The 21,293-nt window shown below is 51.5% G+C and carries 19 protein-coding genes and 1 pseudogene; 12 read left to right on the top strand and 8 right to left on the bottom strand.

Annotated elements, in window-relative coordinates:
- Positions 1-194: 194 nt before the first annotated feature.
- Both OGV38_RS17610 and mdtD read left to right on the top strand, forming a co-directional pair.
- A complete protein-coding gene (locus OGV38_RS17610) occupies positions 195-899 on the top strand; it encodes a FadR/GntR family transcriptional regulator (protein ID WP_286474218.1) in 705 nt (234 codons plus the stop codon).
- Position 900: 1 nt separating this feature from the next.
- Positions 901-2,328 (top strand): multidrug transporter subunit MdtD, encoded by a 1,428-nt coding sequence (gene mdtD, locus OGV38_RS17615; protein ID WP_286474221.1) that lies wholly within the window; start codon positions 901-903, stop codon positions 2,326-2,328.
- On the opposite strand, the gene rbsR is transcribed toward mdtD, so the two are convergent.
- From rbsR to kup, 7 genes are all read right to left on the bottom strand, one after another.
- Positions 2,294-3,286, bottom strand: a complete 993-nt coding sequence (gene rbsR, locus OGV38_RS17620; RefSeq protein WP_286474224.1) for a ribose operon transcriptional repressor RbsR — start codon at positions 3,284-3,286, stop codon at positions 2,294-2,296. The genes mdtD and rbsR overlap by 35 nt on opposite strands.
- Before the next feature lie 3 nt (positions 3,287-3,289).
- On the bottom strand, positions 3,290-4,219 hold the full coding sequence (rbsK, locus tag OGV38_RS17625) for a ribokinase (protein WP_286474227.1): 930 nt from the start codon (positions 4,217-4,219) through the stop codon (positions 3,290-3,292).
- Between the two features lie 141 nt (positions 4,220-4,360).
- Entirely contained in the window at positions 4,361-5,251 is an 891-nt protein-coding gene (gene rbsB, locus OGV38_RS17630) for a ribose ABC transporter substrate-binding protein RbsB (RefSeq protein WP_003023760.1), read from the bottom strand.
- 24 nt (positions 5,252-5,275) lie between these two features.
- Complete coding sequence (gene rbsC, locus OGV38_RS17635) at positions 5,276-6,241, bottom strand: ribose ABC transporter permease (RefSeq protein WP_003023762.1); 966 nt, start codon at positions 6,239-6,241, stop codon at positions 5,276-5,278.
- A gap of 5 nt (positions 6,242-6,246) precedes the next feature.
- A complete protein-coding gene (rbsA, locus tag OGV38_RS17640) occupies positions 6,247-7,752 on the bottom strand; it encodes a ribose ABC transporter ATP-binding protein RbsA (protein WP_286474230.1) in 1,506 nt (501 codons plus the stop codon).
- Between the two features lie 7 nt (positions 7,753-7,759).
- A complete protein-coding gene (gene rbsD / locus OGV38_RS17645; protein WP_016155090.1) occupies positions 7,760-8,179 on the bottom strand; it encodes a D-ribose pyranase in 420 nt (139 codons plus the stop codon).
- Positions 8,180-8,371: 192 nt separating this feature from the next.
- Positions 8,372-10,240 carry a low affinity potassium transporter Kup gene (kup, locus tag OGV38_RS17650; protein WP_286474233.1) on the bottom strand — a complete coding sequence of 623 codons (1,869 nt, stop codon included), beginning with the start codon at positions 10,238-10,240 and terminating at the stop codon, positions 8,372-8,374.
- A 330-nt stretch (positions 10,241-10,570) separates the two neighbouring features.
- Here kup and ravA point away from each other — a divergent pair, with 330 nt between their 5' ends.
- Both ravA and viaA read left to right on the top strand, forming a co-directional pair.
- Positions 10,571-12,067, top strand: a complete 1,497-nt coding sequence (ravA, locus tag OGV38_RS17655) for an ATPase RavA (protein WP_016157823.1) — start codon at positions 10,571-10,573, stop codon at positions 12,065-12,067.
- Positions 12,061-13,512, top strand: a complete 1,452-nt coding sequence (gene viaA / locus OGV38_RS17660) for an ATPase RavA stimulator ViaA (RefSeq protein WP_016155088.1) — start codon at positions 12,061-12,063, stop codon at positions 13,510-13,512. Before ravA ends, viaA begins: the two co-directional genes overlap by 7 nt.
- A gap of 3 nt (positions 13,513-13,515) precedes the next feature.
- Here the strand turns inward: viaA and asnA are convergent.
- Positions 13,516-14,508 (bottom strand): annotated as a pseudogene (gene asnA, locus OGV38_RS17665) (aspartate--ammonia ligase).
- A gap of 151 nt (positions 14,509-14,659) precedes the next feature.
- On the opposite strand from asnA, the gene asnC reads away from it, so the two are divergent.
- The 8 genes from asnC to atpF all read left to right on the top strand — a co-directional run bounded on the left by asnC (position 14,660) and on the right by atpF (position 21,279).
- Positions 14,660-15,118, top strand: coding sequence for a transcriptional regulator AsnC (asnC, locus tag OGV38_RS17670; RefSeq protein WP_003023780.1), 459 nt, complete (start codon positions 14,660-14,662; stop codon positions 15,116-15,118).
- 88 nt (positions 15,119-15,206) lie between these two features.
- Entirely contained in the window at positions 15,207-15,656 is a 450-nt protein-coding gene (mioC, locus tag OGV38_RS17675; protein ID WP_016155086.1) for an FMN-binding protein MioC, read from the top strand.
- Between the two features lie 372 nt (positions 15,657-16,028).
- Positions 16,029-17,918, top strand: a complete 1,890-nt coding sequence (mnmG, locus tag OGV38_RS17680) for a tRNA uridine-5-carboxymethylaminomethyl(34) synthesis enzyme MnmG (protein ID WP_016155085.1) — start codon at positions 16,029-16,031, stop codon at positions 17,916-17,918.
- Positions 17,919-18,021: 103 nt separating this feature from the next.
- Complete coding sequence (gene rsmG, locus OGV38_RS17685; RefSeq protein WP_016155084.1) at positions 18,022-18,645, top strand: 16S rRNA (guanine(527)-N(7))-methyltransferase RsmG; 624 nt, start codon at positions 18,022-18,024, stop codon at positions 18,643-18,645.
- Between the two features lie 614 nt (positions 18,646-19,259).
- Positions 19,260-19,640 carry a F0F1 ATP synthase subunit I gene (atpI, locus tag OGV38_RS17690; protein ID WP_003023790.1) on the top strand — a complete coding sequence of 127 codons (381 nt, stop codon included), beginning with the start codon at positions 19,260-19,262 and terminating at the stop codon, positions 19,638-19,640.
- Between the two features lie 7 nt (positions 19,641-19,647).
- Entirely contained in the window at positions 19,648-20,463 is an 816-nt protein-coding gene (gene atpB, locus OGV38_RS17695; RefSeq protein WP_003023792.1) for a F0F1 ATP synthase subunit A, read from the top strand.
- Between the two features lie 46 nt (positions 20,464-20,509).
- Positions 20,510-20,749, top strand: coding sequence for a F0F1 ATP synthase subunit C (atpE, locus tag OGV38_RS17700; RefSeq protein WP_286474236.1), 240 nt, complete (start codon positions 20,510-20,512; stop codon positions 20,747-20,749).
- A gap of 59 nt (positions 20,750-20,808) precedes the next feature.
- Positions 20,809-21,279, top strand: a complete 471-nt coding sequence (gene atpF, locus OGV38_RS17705; protein ID WP_286474239.1) for a F0F1 ATP synthase subunit B — start codon at positions 20,809-20,811, stop codon at positions 21,277-21,279.
- The last annotated feature ends 14 nt before the right edge of the window (positions 21,280-21,293 follow it).

Raw genomic sequence — 21,293 nt, forward strand, 5'->3', positions numbered from 1 at the left:
GTCAGTGGAGGCGCATTATAGGGAGTTATTTCAGGCTGACAAGGGGAAATTTAAAATAACTTTCCGAGTGCGTGTTTTTTCAGCAAAACCACCATTAACATGCCATAAAATAAGCAAATTGCCGTTTTTGCAGCCGCAATAACACTTCCAGGTGGCATACTAATGAATAGGAAATAAAGTAAGGAAAACCATTCATGCCGTTAAATGCCCAACAGCTAGCCGCACAGAAAAACCTGTCCTACGTTCTGGCCGAAAAGCTGGCTCAGCGAATATTAAAAGGTGAATACGCACCGGGCGCTATATTGCCTGGCGAAATAGAGCTGGGCGATCAGTTTGGCGTAAGTCGTACCGCGGTAAGAGAAGCGGTAAAGACGTTAACGGCAAAAGGTATGGTATTACCGCGCCCGCGTATTGGTACACGCGTCATGCCGCAGGCAAACTGGAACTTCCTCGACCAGGAGCTGCTCACCTGGTGGATGACAGAAGATAATTTCTCTCAGGTCATTAAACATTTTCTGGTGATGCGTATCAGCCTGGAGCCTCAGGCGTGTTTACTGGCGGCGACTATAGGTACGGCAGAACAGAAAGCGCATCTCAACACGCTAATGAAAGAAATGGTCGAGCTGAAAAGAAACTTCAGACGCGAGCGTTGGATTGAGGTTGATATCGCCTGGCATGAACACATCTATGAAATGAGTGCGAACCCGTTCCTTATCTCCTTCGCGTCACTCTTCCATTCCGTTTACCAGACCTACTTTACCTCTATTACCTATAACGACGTGGTCAAGCTGGATTTACACCAGGCCATTGTCGACGCAATAGATGAGAGCGATGGCGATCGCGCCTTCGCTGCCTGTCAGGCATTGCTGATAGCACCGAACGTGCTACCGGATAAATAATATGTCAGAAAAGAAATCACGCAGTATGGCCGGGCTACCGTGGATAGCAGCCATGGCCTTTTTTATGCAGGCACTAGACGCCACGATCCTCAATACCGCCTTACCCGCAATAGCACACAGCCTTAACCGCTCTCCGCTCGCCATGCAGTCGGCCATTATCAGCTACACACTGACGGTCGCGATGCTGATCCCGGTGAGTGGATGGCTGGCAGACAGGTTTGGTACCCGGCGCGTCTTTATGATAGCTGTGAGCCTGTTTACGCTGGGTTCGCTGGCCTGTGCGCTGTCCAGCTCCCTAAGCGAACTGGTGATTTTCCGCGTCATTCAGGGCATCGGTGGCGCCATGATGATGCCCGTTGCCCGTCTGGCATTATTACGTACTTACCCCCGCAGCGAACTGCTTCCCGTGCTTAACTTCGTAACCATGCCTGGACTTGTGGGGCCGATTTTAGGTCCAGTATTGGGCGGTGTACTGGTCACGTGGGCCAGTTGGCACTGGATCTTCCTGATTAATATTCCAATTGGGGTTGCCGGTATCTTCTATGCCCGCAAATATATGCCGAACTTCACCACGCCGCGCCGCGGTTTTGATATGACCGGTTTCTTTCTGTTTGGTTTGAGCCTGGTGTTGTTTTCCAGCGGGGTAGAGCTGTTCGGTGAGAAGCTTGTCGAGACCTGGATAGCACTCAGCATTATTCTTGCCAGTATTCTGTTACTGCTCGCCTACATTCGCCACGCGCGTCGTCACCCAACGCCACTAATATCGCTTCCTATATTTAAGACCCGAACTTTTTCCGTCGGGATCGCCGGAAACCTTGCCACTCGTCTGGGTACAGGGTGCGTGCCCTTCTTAATGCCGCTGATGTTGCAGGTAGGCTTTGGATACCCGGCGCTGATAGCCGGTTGCATGATGGCGCCAACGGCGCTGGGATCAATACTGGCGAAATCAATGGTGACGCAGGTGCTGCGCCGGCTCGGCTACAGAACCACACTGGTGGGTGTTACGGTATTTATCGGCCTGATGATTGCGCAGTTCGCATTGCAATCTCCCGCCATGCCGGTCTGGATGTTGATCCTGCCGTTGTTCATTTTGGGTATGGCGATGTCCACCCAGTTTACCTCCATGAATACCATCACTCTGGCGGACCTGACCGATGAAAACGCCAGCAGCGGCAACAGTGTGCTGGCCGTTACTCAGCAGTTATCAATCAGTTTAGGGGTCGCCATCAGCGCTGCCGTTCTGCGTATCTATGAAGGTATGGAAGGAACCAATACGGTCGAGCAGTTCCACTACACCTTTATGACGATGGGCGCTATCACGGTAGTGTCTGCGCTGATGTTCATGCTGCTAAAAGCAAAAGATGGACGTAACCTGATTAAAGAGCGACATAATCCTAAACCGACCCCCGCTCCATCAAAACAGGAGTAAGTTGCAGGCGCTGTTGCTGTAATGCGGGCTGCGCCATCCGGTGGATTAATACATCGATGGCCAGTTCGCCCAGTTCATCTTTTGGTTGATGGATGGTCGTCAGCGGCGGCGTCATATAGCGCGCCAGCTCGATATCATCATAACCCACCACCGCCATATCCTGCGGAATGCGCAATCCCGATTGGTACAGTGCCTGATACGCGCCAACCGCCATGGCATCATTGCCGGTAAAAACGGCCTGCGGTCGCTGTTTATGCGACAGCAACGTTTGCATAGCTTCAAAGCCGCCGCCGAACTCAAAGTCACCGGTAATCTCGTAACCTTCCGGGACCGGCAGCCCCACCCGCTTCATTGCCGCCCGATATCCTTCCAGACGTAAACGCGCCGGGGTTTTATCCAGCGGCCCGGTGATGCAGGCAATGCGCGTAAAACCTTTTTCGATAAGATGTTGAGTGGCCAAATCCCCGCCCAACAGGGAGTTATCCTGGATCAGATCGCTTTCACCATCAAAAGGCGACCAGTCCATCATGACGGTCGGTATAGAAGGATAGCGTTGCATGATCTCCCTGGAAGGTTGATGTGTTTCCGTGCAGAGCAGCAGCAAGCCGTCCACCCGTTTTTGCATTAACGTTTCCAGATTACGGTTCATGCGCTGTTCATCACCTTCAGTGTTGCACAGCACCAGGCTGTAGCCGCGTTCAAAACAACTACGTTCAACGCCGCGCACCAGCTCGGAATAAAAGGGGTTGGTACTGGCAGTGATTAACATGCCAATAGTGTGGGTCTGGTTTAACTTGAGACTACGCGCCAGCGCTGAGGGCGCGTAGTTAAGCTCTTTAATCGCCGCTTCAACTTTGTCAGTGACAGACTCACTGACAAAGCGATCTTTATTAATGACGTGAGAAACCGTCGACGTGGAAACCCCCGCCAGGCGGGCGACGTCCTTCATTGTAGCCAAGCGTTACCTCTGTTGACTTAAAAACGCTTCTATTTCTTCGCGCCATGGAACGGAAGGCTGTGCGCCCTTACGGGTGACCGCAATCGCCGCAGCGGCATGTGCAAATCGGATCGCTTCAGGCAGCGGGGTCTCTTCCAGTAACGCTGTAATTAACGCGCCGTTAAAGGTATCCCCAGCAGCGATGGTATCAACGGCGTCCACTTTAAACCCTGGCACACGCTGACCTTCACCATTTACGCTGGCCCACACCCCGCGACTGCCTAAGGTAATCAGTACAGTATGGATCCCCTTCGCGTGCAATGCCTGCGCAGCTTTGGCCGCGTCTTCATCGTTTTCAACCCGGATCCCCGTGAGCTTTTTAGCCTCGGTTTCATTCGGGGTAATAATATCCACCAGCGCCAGCAGTTCGTCAGAAAGTTCACGTGCCGGGGCCGGGTTAAGGGCTACCGTGGTCTTATTTTGATGTGCAATCTTTGCCGCAGCCAGTACGCTTTCGATCGGCGACTCTAACTGCATCAGTAAGGCAGACGCCTGGGCAATACGCTCATGCTGAGCTTCCACCAGCGCAGGCGAAAGTGCCGCGTTCGCACCAGCATGAATGCCGATGACGTTCTCACCTTCACCATTCACAAAAATCAACGCCACACCGGTCGACTCCCCCGAAATTACGCTAATCGGCCCAATATCGATATTATCTTTAGCTAACTGTTTACGAACACTTTCGCCAATATCATCATCACCCGTACAGGCAATAAATGCGATATTCGCGCCACTACGCCCCGCTGCAACAGCCTGATTCGCGCCTTTACCACCAAATGCGACCTGATAATGGTTACCGGTTACGGTTTCACCAGGTGTCGGGAAAGAGTTAAGGTTGAGGATGTGATCGGCATTGATACTGCCAAGAACAACGAGGTTGCCTGCGGTTTTCATATTTGGTGTTCCAAGTCAAAGTGCGCCACCGGATTAGGGTGGCGCGTGCCCTGCTTTTCTTTTTACGCCTTCATCCCCAAAACCCGATACGGGGATGGCGTCTTTATGTCTCCATCAGGCCGCGAGCGACCTGAATCGGTATTACTGCTTGATGACCAGCTTCAGGTCAACCGGATATTTAGCCTGAACCTTCTCGCCTTTCAGTACTTTATCCGCAGTCTCAACGCCTTTCGCGCCGATCTGATCCGGCAGCTGAGCAATGGTCGCAGCCAGTTTGCCATCATTTACTGCTTTTTCGCCATCTGGAGTACCGTCAAATCCAACCACCATCACATCAGATTTACCCGCAGTTTGCAGTGCGCGCAGCGCACCCAACGCCATTTCATCGTTCTGGGCAAATACGGCCTGCACGTCAGGATGCGCGGTAAGCAGGTTCTGCATGACGTTCAGACCTTTGGTGCGGTCGAAGTCGGCCGGCTGGCTGGCCAGTACGTTAAATTTGTGTGCCGCAACAGCCTGCTGGAAACCTTCGCCACGCTCACGCGCCGCTGAAGTACCGGCAATACCCTGCAGTTCGATAACTTTCGCGCCTTCACCCGCTTTCTTCGCGATGTAATCGCCCGCAATCTTGCCGCCCAGCACGTTATCAGATGCAATATGGCTTACCACTTCGCCTTTGGACGCAACGCGGTCCAGGGTGATAACCGGAATTTTCGCCTGGTTAGCCATCTTCACAGCGTTACCAACAGCATCGGAGTCTGTCGGGTTAATCAGCAGAATTTTAGTTCCACGAACCGTTAAATCCTGAACGTTAGCCAGCTCTTTCGCCGGGTTGTTCTGTGAGTCCAGAATCACCAGGTTGTAGCCCAGCTTATCGGCCTCTTTTTGCGCCCCGTCCTTCAAAGAAACAAAGAACGGATTGTTAAGGGTGGAGACCACCAGCGCAATGGTATCTTTCGCCATCGCATTCGCGCTCACGGTGGCGCTCAGCGCAACAGCAGAAACCAGGGTAGCCAGTTTTTTCATGTTCATATTTAAGATGTCCTGTAATCGTTGTTACTGCTTTTTGTTGTCTACCAGTACCGCCAGCAAAATCACCACCGCTTTGACGATCATCTGGTAATAGGAGGATACACCTAACAAATTCAAACCATTATTGAGGAAACCAAGAATCAATGCGCCGATCAGCGTCCCAACAATACGTCCTTTACCACCCGCCAGGCTGGTACCACCTAACACCACCGCGGCGATAGCATCCAGCTCATAGCCAGTACCTGCCGTCGGTTGCGCCGAGGAGAGGCGCGCTACTTCAATGATGCCCGCCAGCGATGCCAGCAGACCACACAGGGAATAAACGATAATTTTGATTTTACTTACGCTGATACCGGACAGGCGCGTTGCCGCTTCGTTACCGCCCAGCGCATAGATATAACGACCCAGACGAGTGTGGTGCAGCATGTACCACGCCGCGAGGAAGACAATCCCCATAATCCACACAGGCGTAGGGACGCCTAACGGACGACCAATACCAAACCAGCCAAACAGATCGGCATTGTCAGTAAACCCGGTATTAACCGGACTGCCGTTGGTGTATACCATGGTTACACCACGCAGCAGCAGCATCATCACCAGGGTCGCGATAAACGCCTGTACCCGGCCTTTCGCGACAATCACCCCGGTTACCGCGCCAATAGCAGCACCGAGCGCCAGGGCCGCAGCGACAGCCACCAGCGCATTGACTTCAATCCCTACAATGGAAGCCGCAACCGCACCGGTAAGCGCCAGCAAAGAACCGACAGACAGATCGATCCCCGACGTCAGGATAACCAGCGTCATGCCAACGGCCATGATGGCGTTCACCGACGTTTGCTGGAGAATGTTGAACAGGTTATTAACGGTAAAAAAGTTAGGGCTCATGGTGGAAACAATCGCGATCAGCACTAACAGAGCGATGAGCGACTTTTGCTCCAGAAGCCATGCTTTAGTGAAATAACGGCGACCAGAAACAGCCTGGGTAGTCATCTTTTTTACTCCTGATTCACGCGATTAAGCTTGCCCACAGCGGCAGCCATTAATACTTCCTGAGTGGCCTGCTCGCGAGTGAACTCACCGCCGAGATGCCCTTCATGCATAACGATAATTCGATCGCTCATGCCCAATACTTCTGGCATCTCAGAGGAGACCAGAATGATGCTCAGCCCATCGGCCTTAAACTGGTTGATAAGCTGATAGATTTCTTTCTTAGCCCCAACGTCAACGCCGCGCGTTGGTTCATCGAGGATCAGGACTTTTGGTCGGGTCATCAGACCGCGCGCAATCGCCACTTTCTGCTGATTACCGCCAGAAAGCAGGCCGATAGCCTGTTCCATCGATGGCGTTTTAACATTGAACAGACGAATAAAATCACCTACCGCCTGCTGCTCGTCTTTATGTTTAAGGCTTCCACCAGCGCGACTGAAATAACGCAGCGCGGTTAGTGACATGTTCTCTTTCACCGACATGCCCAGCACTAAACCATCGCGTTTACGATCTTCAGAAATATAGACGATGCCGTTAGCCAACCCATCCTGCGGCGAACGGGTGACCACTTCATGGCCATCAAGCGTGACGTAACCGCTGGTGCGCGGCAATGCGCCGTACAACACTTTCATCAGCTCGGTACGTCCGGCACCCATCAGCCCCGATACGCCAAGGATCTCGCCTTTACGTAGCGTGAATGAAACATCGTTTACGCCAGGGCCGCACAGGTTATCGACCTTCAGGCGAATATCACCCGGCGCTTTTTCCAGGCGCGGGTATTGATCTTCCAGCTTACGTCCCACCATCATTTCAATCAGCGAGTCTTCGGTCAGCGAGGCGACTTCACGCTCGGCAATAAACTGCCCGTCGCGAAAAACGGTCACGTCGTCACAAATCTCGAAGATCTCTTTCATGCGGTGAGAAATATAGACAATGCCGCGTCCCTGGGATTTCAGTTCGCGAATGACGCGGAACAGGGATTCGGTTTCGGTATCGGTGAGCGCATCCGTCGGTTCATCCATAATGATGACCTTCGATTCAAAGCTCAGCACTTTGGCAATTTCAACCATCTGCTGATCGCCAATCGACAGTTCACCGACCAGTCTGTCGCTTTTAAAGCGCAGATTCAGTTTGGCAAGCAGCAGATCGGCTTCGGCGTACATCTTCTTCCAGTCAATTTTGCCAAAGCGATTAACGAACTCACGGCCAAGAAAAATGTTCTCGGTGATAGTGAGTTGCGGGATCAAATTCAGCTCCTGGTGGATGATACCGATTCCGGCTTCCTGGGAGGATTTAGGGCCGTTAAAGGTGGTCTCTTTTCCCAACCACAATAAAGAACCGGCATCACGGGTATAGATCCCGGTCAGCACTTTCATCATGGTGGATTTGCCCGCGCCGTTTTCGCCCACCAGCGCCATTACGCGGCCTGGGTAGACATTCAGCGCGGCGCCGGATAGCGCTTTTACGCCCGGGAACGCTTTATCGATCCCTTTGAGTTGCAGTAATGCGTTCATGATGGCCTCAGAACGTGACGCCAGCACAGAGAATGATATTCGCATACGGAGAACACTCTCCGCTGCGAATTACCGCCTGACTGTCTGCGGTTTGTTTTTTGAATTGTTCATGCGTGGTGTAACGAATTTCTATGGTGTTTCCCTGGTGTTGTTGCAGTTGCTCAATGTGGCTGAGCAACGTTTCGTGGAGTTGCGGATTATGTTGTTTAATTTCCGTCGCGAGAATGGCCGCCTCGACCTGCATTTCACGTGTCACCACATCCAGTACCTGCATAAAAGAAGGTACGCCCTGGGTTAATGCCATATCGATACGCGTTGTGCTATTCGGGATGGGTAAACCTGCATCACACACCACCAGCGTATCGGTATGCCCCAGACGGGAGATCACCGATGAAATTTCAGAGTTGAGTACCGTGCCTTTCTTCATTTTCTTTCCCCACTAGCGAAACGTTTCGCTGAAGATAAGTGTAGAGCGAAGAGTGGAGATAAAACCACCGCAAAGTTACGAAAATGTGATCGCCATCGAAACGTTTCGCAAGGATTATCATTCGATGAAATGAAAACTGGGAGGGACAAAACAAAACGCCCCCTTTCGCAATGAAAGAGGGCGTCGATGAGATTAAATCTCGACCTGAGTACCGAGCTCAATAACCCGGTTCGGTGGGATTTCAAACTGGTCCGGGGCGCGCAGCGCATTGCGTTGTAGTAGCAGATACAGCTTGCCGCGCAGACGCAGATACCATGGTCGTTTGCCAACAATCAACGACTCGTGCGACATGAAGAACGAGGTTTCCATCATCCGACAGCTTAAGCCTTCCAGACCGCAGCGATGGAACACTTCTTCAACGTTCGGCGTTTCGCGCCAACCGTAGCTGGCCACCACGCGCCAGAAGGTGGGCGATAACTGCTCAATCTGCACCCTACGCACATTGTGAACATATGGCGCATCTTCCGTGCGCAGCGTCAGCAGAATAACGCGTTCATGCAGGACCTTGTTATGTTTGAGGTTATGCAGTAGCGCAAACGGGATGACGTTCAATGCACGAGACATGTACACCGCCGTTCCCGGCACGCGTACCGGTGGTGATTTCTCCAGAGAGGCAATCATCGCCTCCAGAGAGTTGCCGTGCTCATGCATGCGACGCAGCAGACGGAAACGCTCGCTTTTCCAGGTGGTCATGATGGTGAACATCACCAGACCCAGCGTCAGAGGCAGCCAACCGCCGGAAATCAGTTTATCGAGGTTCGCGGAGAACAGCGGAACATCGACGCACAAGAACGCCACCAGGATCAGGAAGACGAAGTATTTATTCCAGTGCCAGTTTTTGCGCGCCACGGTGGTCGACAGAATTGAGGTCAGCACCATCGTCCCCGTCACCGCAATCCCGTACGCCGCAGCCAGATTGCTGGAGTATTCAAAGCTCACAATCACAATAACCACTGCGAAATAGAGCATCCAGTTAACGAAAGGAATGTAGATCTGGCCCGATTCCATTTCCGAGGTATGGATGATACGCATCGGCGATAAATACCCCAGACGCACGGCCTGACGCGTCAGTGAGAAGACGCCGGAGATAACCGCCTGTGAAGCGATAACCGTTGCCAGCGCGGCGAGGATCAGGAGCGGTATCAACGCCCAGTCCGGCGCCAGCAGGAAGAACGGGTTTTTAATCGCTTCAGGATGCTTTAACAGCAACGCCCCCTGACCAAAATAGTTCAGTACCAGCGAAGGCAATACCACGGAGAACCATGCCAGGCGAATCGGCAACTTACCGAAGTGGCCCATATCCGCATACAGCGCTTCAACACCGGTAATCGACAACACCACCGCACCCAGCGCAATAAAGGACAACGTTTTGAATTCGAGGAAGAAATGCACCGCCCAATACGGATTGAGCGCCTGCAGCACTTCCGGATTGCCAATAATACTGCGCACGCCTAACACCGCCAGCGTCAGGAACCACAACAGCATAATCGGCGCAAACAGCTTACCGACCATGCCGGTACCGTGTTTTTGAATCAAAAACAGCAGGGTCAGTACGATTATCGAGAGCGGAACAATCCAGGTATCCAGTTGCGGGGCAATGATCTCCAGACCTTCAATCGCCGACATCACCGAGATAGCAGGCGTTATCACCACTTCTCCATAGAAGAAGCTGCCGCCAATCAACCCCATAATCACCAGCATGGAGGTTGTTCGTGCTGAAGTATTACGCCCGGCCAATGACATCAGCGTCAGGATCCCGCCTTCTCCGGCGTTATCCGCGCGCATGACAAACGTCAGGTATTTAATGGAGACAACAAAGATCAGCAGCCAGAAAATCAGCGAGAGAAAGCCAAATACGGCATCACGTTCAACGCCAAAACCAAACTGGCCGGACAAACATTCACGAAGCGTATAAAGTGGGCTGGTACCAATATCACCGTAGACAACCCCAATGGCCGCAAGGGTAATCGCAGACAATGATTGTTTATTATCAGTGCTCATAGACTCGTCTTTCGTTTATACACATCATCTTTCAAGCTACCTCCGCGTGAGCTGCATTCGTTATTCCCCCCATCCCAGAAGAAAACTCCATTGCCGCCTTGGTGCAGCTTGATTGATTTGGTGTATATATAAGAAATGTGTGCGTCATCCCTTGGCCCACAAAAAGGCGCACAGTATGCACGATTAATCGCAAAATCGTACCCCTAAATGAGACCAGATTAATCTGGCTCAAAGAAAAATAAGCGCACCTTCAGTCTATTACTGCACTGGTGTGAAGCATCTATACTCGCTGTTTATGCAGTACATTTGGCGAAAGGACGCCACTTCATTATGGCTCACCCACATTTATTAGCGGAAAGAATTTCCCGTCTGAGCAATGCGCTGGAAAAGGGACTTTATGAACGTAGCCACGCCATTCGTCTGTGTCTGCTGGCTGCACTTAGCGGCGAGAGCGTTTTCTTATTAGGTCCTCCCGGGATCGCTAAAAGCTTAATTGCCCGCAGACTGAAATTTGCCTTTCAAAATGCTCGCGCCTTCGAATATCTGATGACGCGCTTCTCTACGCCGGAAGAGGTTTTCGGCCCGCTGTCCATTCAGGCGTTAAAAGACGAAGGTCGCTATGAACGCTTAACGGCAGGCTATCTCCCTGAAGCTGAAATCGTCTTTCTCGATGAAATCTGGAAGGCGGGACCGGCGATTCTTAACACCCTGCTGACCGCCATCAACGAACGCCACTTCCGCAACGGCGCGCATGAAGAGAAAATCCCGATGCGCCTGCTGGTGGCAGCCTCCAACGAACTGCCTGAAGCAGACAGCAGCCTGGAAGCGCTGTATGACCGTATGCTGATTCGTCTTTGGCTGGATAAAGTCCAGGACAAGGCCAACTTCCGCTCGATGCTGTTAAGTCAGCAGGATGAAAGCGACAATCCGGTCCCGGCATCGTTACAGGTAACGGATGAAGAGTATTACCAGTGGCAAAAGGACATTGGCGCCATCACGCTTCCCGATCGCGTGTTTGAGCTTATTTTCATGCTGCGCCAGCAACTGGACACGCTACCGAATGCCCCCTACGTGTCCGATCGTCGCTGGAAAAAAGCCATTCGCTTGCTCCAGGCCAGCGCCTTCTTTAGCGGACGTGATGCGGTAGTTCCCATCGACCTGATCCTGCTGAAAGATTGCCTGTGGTACGACGCACAAAGCCTGAATCTGATGCAGCAGCAGCTGGAAATATTGATGACCGGACACGCATGGCAACAGCAAGCCATGCTGACCCGTCTGGGCAGTATTGTGCAGCGCCGCATTCAGCTCCAGCAGCAGCAAAGCGATAAAACAGCATTCACCGTGATCCGTCAGGGCGGCATGTTCAGCCGTCGTCCTCATTATGATTTACCGCCGGAGGCCACGTCTTCCGTCGTGACATTACTACTGCAAAAACCCTTAAAGCTGCATGATATGGAAGTAATCCATATTGCTTTCGAACGTAGTGCGCTGGAACTGTGGTTAACCAAAGGCGGTGAGATCCGCGGAAAATTAAACGGCATCGGTTTTGCCCAGACGCTGAACATGGAAGTGGATAGCGCGCAGCACCTGGTTGTACGCGACATCAGCTTACAAGGCTCTCGCCTGGCATTGCCCGGTACATCACAAGAGAGTATGCCCGCTGAAATAAAACAGGAGCTTGAAGCGCTCGATAACGAGTGGCATCAGCAGCACAGCGCATTTAGCGAGCAGCAAAAATGTCTGTTTATTCATAGCGACTGGTTAGGCCGCATTGAGGCCAGTCTGCAGGATGTCGGGGCACAAATCCGCCAGGCGCAACAATGCTGACCCTTGATACGCTCAACATCATGCTGGCAGTCAGTGAAGAAGCGATGATCGAAGAGATGATCGTCGCCCTGCTGGCTTCTCCAAAGATGGTGGTATTTTTTAACAAATTCCCTCGCCTTAAAAAAGCGATCACTGACGATATTCCCCGCTGGCGTGAATCTTTGCGTAGCCGCCTCAAAGATACCCATGTACCGCCGGAGTTAGCGGAAGAGGTTATATGCTATCAACAAAGCCAGCTCCTCTCTCATGCGCAGTTTATCGTCCAGCTACCGCAAATATTGTCGCTATTGCACCACCTCCATTCGCCATGGGCCGGACAAGCGCAGCAGTTGGTCAATGACAACAGCGCGTTTACGCCTGCCCTACATACGCTTTTTCTCCAGCGCTGGCGCCTGAGCCTGGTGGTGCAAACCACAACGCTGAATCAGCAACTGCTGGAAGAAGAGCGCGAGCATTTGCTCAGTGAAGTACAGGAACGGATGACCCTTAGCGGGCAACTGGAACCCGTACTGGCAGAAAATGACAACGCCGCAGGCCGGTTGTGGGATATGAGCGCAGGTCAAATCAAGCGCGGTGATTATCAGTTGATGGTGAAATATGGCGAATTCCTGACGCAACAACCTGAACTCCAGCGTCTGGCTGAGCAGTTAGGCCGTTCCAGAGAAGCGAAATCCGTACCGCGTAAAGATGCGCCAATGGAAACCTTCCGCACCCTGGTGCGCGAACCGGCAACCGTCCCGGAGCAAGTAGATGGCATCCAGCAAAGCGACGATATCCTGCGCCTGCTGCCGCCGGAACTGGCCACGCTGGGCATTACCGAACTGGAATACGAGTTCTACCGACGACTGGTGGAAAAGCAGCTGTTGACCTATCGCCTGCACGGCGAAGCATGGCGTGAGAAAGTCACGGAACGCCCCGTGGTGCATCAGGATTTTGACGAGCAACCGCGCGGACCGTTTATCGTCTGCGTTGATACTTCGGGATCGATGGGTGGGTTTAATGAGCAGTGTGCGAAAGCCTTTTGCCTGGCGCTAATGCGCGTCGCCCTTGCCGATAACCGACGTTGTTTCATCATGCTGTTTTCAACAGAAGTAGTGCGCTATGAGCTATCCGGCCCGGAGGGCATCGAACAGGCGATCCGTTTTTTAAGTCAGCGCTTTCGCGGCGGTACCGATATTGCCAGCTGTTTTCGCGCCATTACTGAGCGCATGCAGGGTCGGGAATGGTTTGATGCTGATGCGGTGGTGATCTCAGATTTTATCGCTCAGCGATTGCCCGATGAGGTTGTCAGCAAAGTGGGGGAATTACAGCGGGTGCACCAACACCGTTTTCACGCGGTGGCGATGTCAGCACATGGTAAACCCGGCATCATGCGCATTTTCGATCATATCTGGCGCTTTGATACCGGGATGCGAAGCCGCCTGCTCAGACGCTGGCGGCGTTAATTCTTACAACAGAGAGGCGACGCTTTCACGTACCTGTGCCGGCCATACGCCACACTGAACCTGACCAATGTGTGGTAATTGCAGCAACAGCATGGTCAGACGCGACTACCCAATTCCTCCACCAATCGTCTGTGGCATTTCACCGCGCAGCAGCGCCTGGTGCCATTCCAGACTCAGACGATCTTCATCTCCGGTCAGAGACAGCTGATGTTTCAGAGCGTCAGCATCCACACGGATCCCCATAGAAGACAGCTCAAACGCATCCTCCAGTACCGGGTTCCAGACCAAAATATCACCGTTCAGACCGGCGTGACCCAGCTCGGATGCTGAACTCCAGTCATCATAATCCGGCGCACGTACATCATGGCGGTGACCGTCGCTGAGCTTGCCGCCGATCCCCACCAGGAATACCGCGCCCAGCTCTTTAGCGATCGCACGTTCACGACCTTTTGCGTCAAGACCAGGATAACGAGATAACAGTTCCTGGCTATGAACAAAGTGAATCTGCTCTGGCAGGAACGGTGCCAGACCAAACTCTTTGCTCACCGCAGCTTCGGTAGCCTTAATTCCTGCCCAGATAGCCTCTACCGTGCTTTTCAGAGTGGAGAATTGACGCTCGCCGTCGCCCATCACGCGCTCCCAGTCCCACTGGTCAACATACACTGAGTGCAGCGGGGAAAGGCGATCTTCATCGGGACGCAGGGCCTTCATATGCGTGTACAGCCCTTCGCCTGCGCTAAAGTCGTGTTGTCCTAATGTTTGACGCTTCCACTTCGCCAGTGAATGAACCACTTCGAATTGAGCGTCTGGCAATGCTTTAACCTTCACCTGCACCGCTTTTTCACAGCCCGACAAGTTATCTTGCGTGCCATCTCCTACGCGGCTGAGGATCGGAGCCTGAACTTCGATCAGACCTAAACGCTCTTCCAGCTGACGAGAAAAATGAGATTTTACGAAGCTAATTTGACGTTGTTTGGCAATGTAAGCGGTTTTCATTATGTGTACTCCTGTGTCCTGTTGCCTATGATTAAGCAACAGAATGTAGGTAATATTCAATAATCAACAAACAAAAAGCCGCCTTCGATTTTGATTCGTTAAAATTAACGTCTAAAATAGAGGGAATCATTAATCTACATAAGAAAAACCTATGGAAAATTATCAGATCGACAATCTGGACCGCGGCATTCTTGACGCCCTGATGGAAAATGCCCGAACGGCCTATGCCGAATTAGCCAAACAGTTCGGCGTTAGCCCGGGGACAATTCACGTTCGCGTAGAGAAGATGAAGCAGGCCGGGATTATTACCGGCGCACGGATTGATGTTAGTCCCAAACAGTTGGGCTATGACGTCGGCTGCTTTATCGGCATCATCCTGAAAAGTGCGAAAGACTATCCGTCAGCGTTGGCCAGACTGGAAAGCCTCGATGAGGTGACCGAAGCGTATTACACCACCGGGCACTACAGCATCTTTATAAAGGTGATGTGCAAGTCGATCGACGCGTTACAGCAGGTACTTATCAACAAGATCCAAACAATTGATGAAATTCAGTCCACGGAGACCCTGATCGTCCTGCAAAACCCGATCATGCGTACCATCAAGCCATGATCGCTTTTTTTAATCCCCTATTTTTCCACAGGTAGATCCCAGCTCGCTCACAGCGTACAATACGCCCTCTTTATAAAGGTGGGCGATCATGGCAGAAATCACTCTTATCAGCGGCAGCACGCTTGGCAGTGCGGAATATGTAGCAGAGCATCTGGCTGAAAAACTGGACGACGCGGGTTTTTCCAGCGAAATACTGCATGGGCCAATGCTTGAAGAGGTCCCGACTGATGGGATCTGGCTGATTATTAGCTCCACGCACGGTGCGGGAGACATTCCTGACAACCTGCAGCCTTTATATGATGCCTTATGCGAGCAAAAACCGGACCTTTCACAAGTGCACTTTGGTGCAATCGGGATCGGCAGTCGTGAATATGACACCTTTTGCGGCGCAATCGACAAGCTGGAAGCCGAACTGAAAGCCTGCGGGGCAAAACAGATCGGCGAAACGCTCAGGATCAACGTACTGGAACATGAAATTCCGGAAGATCCGGCTGAAATTTGGCTGGGATCCTGGCATCCATTGCTCAGAGATTTGTAAAGATCGTACTTTTTTATGTGGATAACTCTGGTTAAAAGCTTGGATCAACCGGTAGTTATCCCAAGAACAACCGTTGTTCAGTTTTTGAGTTGTGTATAACCCTTCATTCTGCTCCCAGCTTATACGGGCCAGGATCACCGATCATTCACAGCTAATGATCCTCAACAACCTGTTGATCTTATTCAAAGGATCGCCCTTATCCACAGAAAGTTGCGATCCTAATAAGAGATCACAATAAAACAGATCTCTAAATAAAAAGATCTTCTTTTTAATACCCAGGATCCCAGGACTTTCTCGATCGACTAAAGTTGAGTAGAATCCACGGCCCGGGCTTCAATCCACTTTCACACCGCGTTATGCGAGGCAATTACCATGTTTTATCAGGATCCTTTTGACGTCATCATCATTGGCGGGGGTCATGCAGGCACCGAGGCCGCAATGGCCGCGGCGCGAATGGGTCAACAGACTCTGCTTTTGACACACAATATCGACACTCTGGGACAGATGAGCTGCAACCCGGCGATCGGCGGTATTGGGAAGGGACACCTGGTAAAAGAAGTGGATGCGCTTGGTGGGTTGATGGCAAAAGCGATCGACCATGCAGGTATCCAGTTTAGGATACTAAACGCCAGCAAAGGGCCAGCCGTTCGTGCTACCCGAGCTCAGGCCGACCGTGTGCTCTATCGCCAGGCTGTACGCACCGCACTCGAGAATCAACCCAATCTGATGATCTTCCAACAGGCGGTTGAAGATCTGATTGTTGAAAACGATCGTGTTGTGGGTGCAGTGACCCAAATGGGACTGAAGTTCCGTGCCAAAGCGGTTGTGTTAACCGTAGGGACTTTTCTTGACGGCAAAATTCATATTGGTCTGGACAACTACAGCGGCGGCCGTGCTGGCGATCCGCCGTCTATCCCGCTGTCACGCCGTCTGCGTGAACTGCCGTTACGCGTCAGCCGCCTGAAAACCGGTACGCCGCCACGTATCGATGCACGCACTATTGATTTCAGCGTGCTCGGCCAACAAAACAGCGATAACCCGATGCCGGTCTTCTCATTCCTGGGCGATGCTTCTCAACATCCGCGTCAGATGCCGTGTTACATCACGCATACCAATGAGAGAACCCATGACGTGATCCGCAATAACCTCGATCGTAGCCCGATGTACGCAGGCGTGATCGAAGGTATCGGTCCGCGCTACTGCCCGTCGATCGAAGACAAAGTGATGCGCTTTGCCGATCGTAATCAGCATCAGATCTTCCTCGAGCCGGAAGGACTGACGTCTAACGAAATTTATCCGAATGGTATCTCCACCAGCTTGCCGTTCGATGTGCAGATGCAAATTGTCCGCTCCATGCAGGGTATGGAAAATGCCAGAATCGTCCGTCCTGGCTACGCGATTGAGTATGATTTCTTCGATCCGCGCGACCTGAAACCCACTCTGGAAAGTAAATTCATCCAGGGTCTGTTCTTTGCGGGCCAGATTAACGGTACTACCGGTTACGAAGAAGCTGCCGCGCAAGGGATGTTGGCGGGTCTGAACGCCGCACGCTTGTCTGCTGAGAAAGACGGCTGGGCACCGCGTCGCGATCAGGCTTATCTTGGTGTACTGGTGGACGATCTGTGTACGCTTGGCACCAAAGAACCGTACCGTATGTTCACCTCACGCGCAGAATACCGTTTGATGCTGCGCGAAGATAACGCCGACCTGCGTCTGACCGAAATTGGTCGTGAACTGGGTCTGGTGGACGACGAGCGCTGGGCTCGTTTCAACGAGAAGCTGGAGCGTATCGAACAGGAACGTCAGCGTCTCAAATCAACCTGGGTAAATCCGTTAGCGGAATCTGCAGCAGAAGTGAATGCTCACCTGGCTACGCCTTTGTCACGTGAAGCCAGCGGTGAAGATCTCCTGCGCCGCCCGGATATGACCTATGCTCAGTTGACCTCTTTATCTGCGTTTGCACCAGCGCTCGACGATGCTCAGGCCGCGGAACAGGTTGAGATTCAGGTGAAATACGAAGGGTATATCGCCCGTCAGCAGGAAGAAATCGAAAGACAACAGCGTAATGAGAACACCCTGTTGCCTGCAACGCTGGATTATCGTCAGGTCTCAGGCTTGTCGAATGAAGTTATCGCCAAGCTGAACGATCACAAACCGGTATCAATCGGTCAGGCATCGCGTATTTCTGGCGTTACGCCTGCCGCCATTTCCATTCTGCTGGTATGGCTGAAGAAACAAGGTATGCTGCGCCGCAGCGCTTGATAACACTATTTTGGCGGCGGGCGCTTCGCCTGCCCGCCCTACCAATTTGTAGTCCCGATAAGCTATAGCTCATCGGGAAATTGATTATGAACAGGTAACGACCGTGCTCAACAAACTCTCTCGTCTGCTGGCTGATGCTGGTATTTCTCTTACCGATCACCAGAAAAATCAGCTGATTGCGTATGTCGATATGCTGCACAAATGGAACAAAGCGTACAACTTGACGTCGGTACGGGATCCTAACGAAATGCTGGTGCGCCATATTCTGGACAGTATTGTCGTCGCGCCGTATCTGAAGGGGGAGCGTTTTATCGACGTGGGTACGGGACCGGGCCTGCCGGGTATTCCTCTCTCTATCGTGCGCCCAGAAGCGCATTTCACACTGCTGGATAGTCTGGGAAAACGCGTCCGTTTCTTGCGTCAGGTGCAGCATGAGCTTGCGCTTACTAACATCACGCCTGTGCAAAGTCGCGTTGAAGAATTCCCTTCAGAGCCGCCGTTCGATGGGGTCATTAGCCGTGCGTTCGCGTCACTTACTGATATGGTGAGTTGGTGCCATCATTTGCCTGGCCTGGATGGGCGTTTTTATGCGCTAAAAGGGCAGTTGCCAGAAGACGAAATTGCTTCGTTGCCTGCAGAATTCAGCGTCGAGTCGGTCGAAAAATTACGCGTTCCGCAACTGGATGGTGAACGTCATCTGGTGGTTATTAAGCCAAACAAAATTTAATTTTTATCAAAAAAAATAGAAAAAAAACGGCTATTCAGGTGTTAAAAGTCATAGGGAATAGTGTGGTTAAATGTCGTTACAATTCACTAGCGCCTTACGGTTTTGCATCATAACTATAACGTACCGTTTTTTGTTAAAAGCGAAACAAGTCAGCTGTGAAAATATCAGTCTGCTAAAAATAGAACGTAAGAACCACCCGTTGTGTTAATTTTTTATTATAAATGTCAATGCGTGGTTTTTTTGTTGTTAGCTGTTGTTTTTGAAATAGTGGCTATTTTTACGCTTAAATATCAAAAAGATGAAAAGGCATCATTTGCCACGTAAATAAATTATGCGAAGGTGAATATGTTCAATATGTGATCTGGTGCACGCTTTGCCGCCAGTATTTACGCGGCATTTGCAGTTTTGCATGATCGTTCACAGTTTGCTTAAAAGTGATAAATGTGGGGTAGCGAAAAATATTTAAACATTTATTCACTTTTTAGCTACTTATTGTTTGAAATCACGAAGGCGCACCGTATAATTTGACCGCTTTTTGATGCTTGACTCTAAGCCATAAAGAACGTTTTATACGACACGCGGCATACCTCGAAGGGAGCAGGAGTAAAAACGTGATGTCTATGTCGCTCTTGAGTCGAAACGTTGCTCGTAAGCTTTTGCTCACACAGTTTCTGGCGGTAATAGCAAGTGGATTGCTGTTTAGCCTCAAAGACCCTTTCTGGGGCATCTCCGCATTGTGCGGTGGATTGGCAGTGTTACTGCCTAATGTGTTGTTTATGATATTTGCCTGGCGTCACCAGGCGCATACACCAGCTAAAGGCCGAGTAGCCTGGACGTTCGCCTTCGGCGAAGCCTTCAAGGTGTTAGCTATGCTGGTTTTGCTGGTGGTGGCGTTGGCTGTTTTGAAAGCGGTATTCATGCCGCTGATCGTTACGTGGGTTTTGGTGCTGGTGGTTCAGATACTGGCGCCGGCTGTAATTAACAACAAAGGGTAAAGGCATCATGGCTTCAGAAAATATGACGCCGCAGGATTACATAGGACACCATCTGAATAACCTTCAGTTGGACCTACGTACATTCTCGCTGGTGGATCCGCACAACCCCCCAGCCACCTTCTGGACGCTCAATATTGACTCCATTTTCTTCTCGGTGGTTCTGGGTCTGTTGTTCCTGCTTATGTTCCGTAGCGTAGCTAAAAAGGCGACCAGCGGCGTACCAGGTAAATTTCAGACCGCGATTGAGCTGGTAATCGGCTTTGTGCATGGTAGCGTGAAAGACATGTACCATGGCAAAAGCAAGCTGATTGCTCCGCTGGCCCTGACGATTTTCGTCTGGGTATTCCTGATGAACTTGATGGATTTACTGCCTATCGACCTGCTGCCGTACATCGGTGAGCATATCTTTGGCCTGCCGGCTCTGCGTGTGGTTCCGTCTGCTGACGTAAACATCACCCTGTCGATGGCGCTGGGCGTATTTATCCTCATTCTGTTCTACAGCATCAAAATGAAAGGCATCGGCGGCTTCGCGAAAGAGTTGACGCTGCAGCCGTTCAATCACTGGGCGTTCATCCCTGTCAACTTAATCCTTGAAGGGGTAAGCCTGCTGTCCAAACCAATTTCTCTTGGTCTGCGACTGTTCGGCAACATGTATGCCGGTGAGCTGATTTTCATTCTGATTGCTGGTCTGTTGCCGTGGTGGTCACAGTGGATCCTGAATGTGCCATGGGCCATTTTCCACATACTGATTATCACGCTGCAAGCCTTCATATTTATGGTTCTGACGATTGTCTATCTGTCGATGGCATCTGAAGAGCATTAATTTACCAACACTACTACGTTTTAACTGAAACAAACTGGAGACTGTCATGGAAAACCTGAATATGGATCTGCTGTACATTGCTGCCGCTGTGATGATGGGTCTGGCGGCAATCGGTGCTGCGATCGGTATCGGCATCCTCGGGGGTAAATTCCTGGAAGGCGTAGCGCGTCAACCGGATCTGATTCCTCTGCTGCGTACTCAGTTCTTTATCGTTATGGGTCTGGTGGATGCAATCCCAATGATCGCTGTAGGTCTGGGTCTGTACGTGATGTTTGCTGTCGCGTAGTAAGCGTTGCTTGAATTAAGAGCAATATCAGAACGTTAACTAGATAGAGGCATTGTGCTGTGAATCTTAACGCAACAATCCTCGGCCAGGCCATCGCGTTTGTCCTGTTCGTTCTGTTCTGCATGAAGTACGTATGGTCGCCTTTAATGGCTGCCATCGAAAAACGTCAAAAAGAAATTGCTGACGGCCTTGCTTCTGCAGAACGAGCACATAAGGATCTTGACCTTGCAAAGGCCAGCGCGACCGACCAGCTGAAAAAAGCGAAGGCGGAAGCTCAGGTAATCATTGAGCGGGCGAACAAACGCCGTGCTCAGATCCTGGACGAAGCTAAAACTGAAGCAGAGCAGGAACGTACTAAAATCGTGGCACAGGCGCAGGCGGAAATTGACGCCGAGCGTAAACGTGCTCGCGAAGAGCTGCGTAAGCAAGTTGCTATCCTGGCTGTTGCTGGCGCCGAGAAGATCATCGAACGTTCCGTGGATGAAGCTGCTAATAGCGACATCGTGGACAAACTTGTCGCTGAACTGTAAGGAGGGAGGGGCTG

This window comes from Citrobacter sp. Cb080 (assembly GCF_030334745.1).
Lineage (GTDB): Bacteria > Pseudomonadota > Gammaproteobacteria > Enterobacterales > Enterobacteriaceae > Citrobacter > Citrobacter braakii.

Bases quoted from the DNA above. Each gene is read 5' to 3' on its own strand.
- OGV38_RS17610 (WP_286474218.1), top strand. From the start codon at position 195: ATGCCGTTAAATGCCCAACAGCTAGCCGCACAGAAAAACCTGTCCTAC.
- mdtD (WP_286474221.1), top strand. From the start codon at position 901: ATGTCAGAAAAGAAATCACGCAGTATGGCCGGGCTACCGTGGATAGCA.
- rbsK (WP_286474227.1), bottom strand. From the start codon at position 4,219: ATGAAAACCGCAGGCAACCTCGTTGTTCTTGGCAGTATCAATGCCGAT.
- rbsB (WP_003023760.1), bottom strand. From the start codon at position 5,251: ATGAACATGAAAAAACTGGCTACCCTGGTTTCTGCTGTTGCGCTGAGC.
- rbsC (WP_003023762.1), bottom strand. From the start codon at position 6,241: ATGACTACCCAGGCTGTTTCTGGTCGCCGTTATTTCACTAAAGCATGG.
- rbsA (WP_286474230.1), bottom strand. From the start codon at position 7,752: ATGAACGCATTACTGCAACTCAAAGGGATCGATAAAGCGTTCCCGGGC.
- rbsD (WP_016155090.1), bottom strand. From the start codon at position 8,179: ATGAAGAAAGGCACGGTACTCAACTCTGAAATTTCATCGGTGATCTCC.
- kup (WP_286474233.1), bottom strand. From the start codon at position 10,240: ATGAGCACTGATAATAAACAATCATTGTCTGCGATTACCCTTGCGGCC.
- ravA (WP_016157823.1), top strand. From the start codon at position 10,571: ATGGCTCACCCACATTTATTAGCGGAAAGAATTTCCCGTCTGAGCAAT.
- viaA (WP_016155088.1), top strand. From the start codon at position 12,061: ATGCTGACCCTTGATACGCTCAACATCATGCTGGCAGTCAGTGAAGAA.
- asnC (WP_003023780.1), top strand. From the start codon at position 14,660: ATGGAAAATTATCAGATCGACAATCTGGACCGCGGCATTCTTGACGCC.
- mioC (WP_016155086.1), top strand. From the start codon at position 15,207: ATGGCAGAAATCACTCTTATCAGCGGCAGCACGCTTGGCAGTGCGGAA.
- mnmG (WP_016155085.1), top strand. From the start codon at position 16,029: ATGTTTTATCAGGATCCTTTTGACGTCATCATCATTGGCGGGGGTCAT.
- atpI (WP_003023790.1), top strand. From the start codon at position 19,260: ATGTCTATGTCGCTCTTGAGTCGAAACGTTGCTCGTAAGCTTTTGCTC.
- atpB (WP_003023792.1), top strand. From the start codon at position 19,648: ATGGCTTCAGAAAATATGACGCCGCAGGATTACATAGGACACCATCTG.
- atpE (WP_286474236.1), top strand. From the start codon at position 20,510: ATGGAAAACCTGAATATGGATCTGCTGTACATTGCTGCCGCTGTGATG.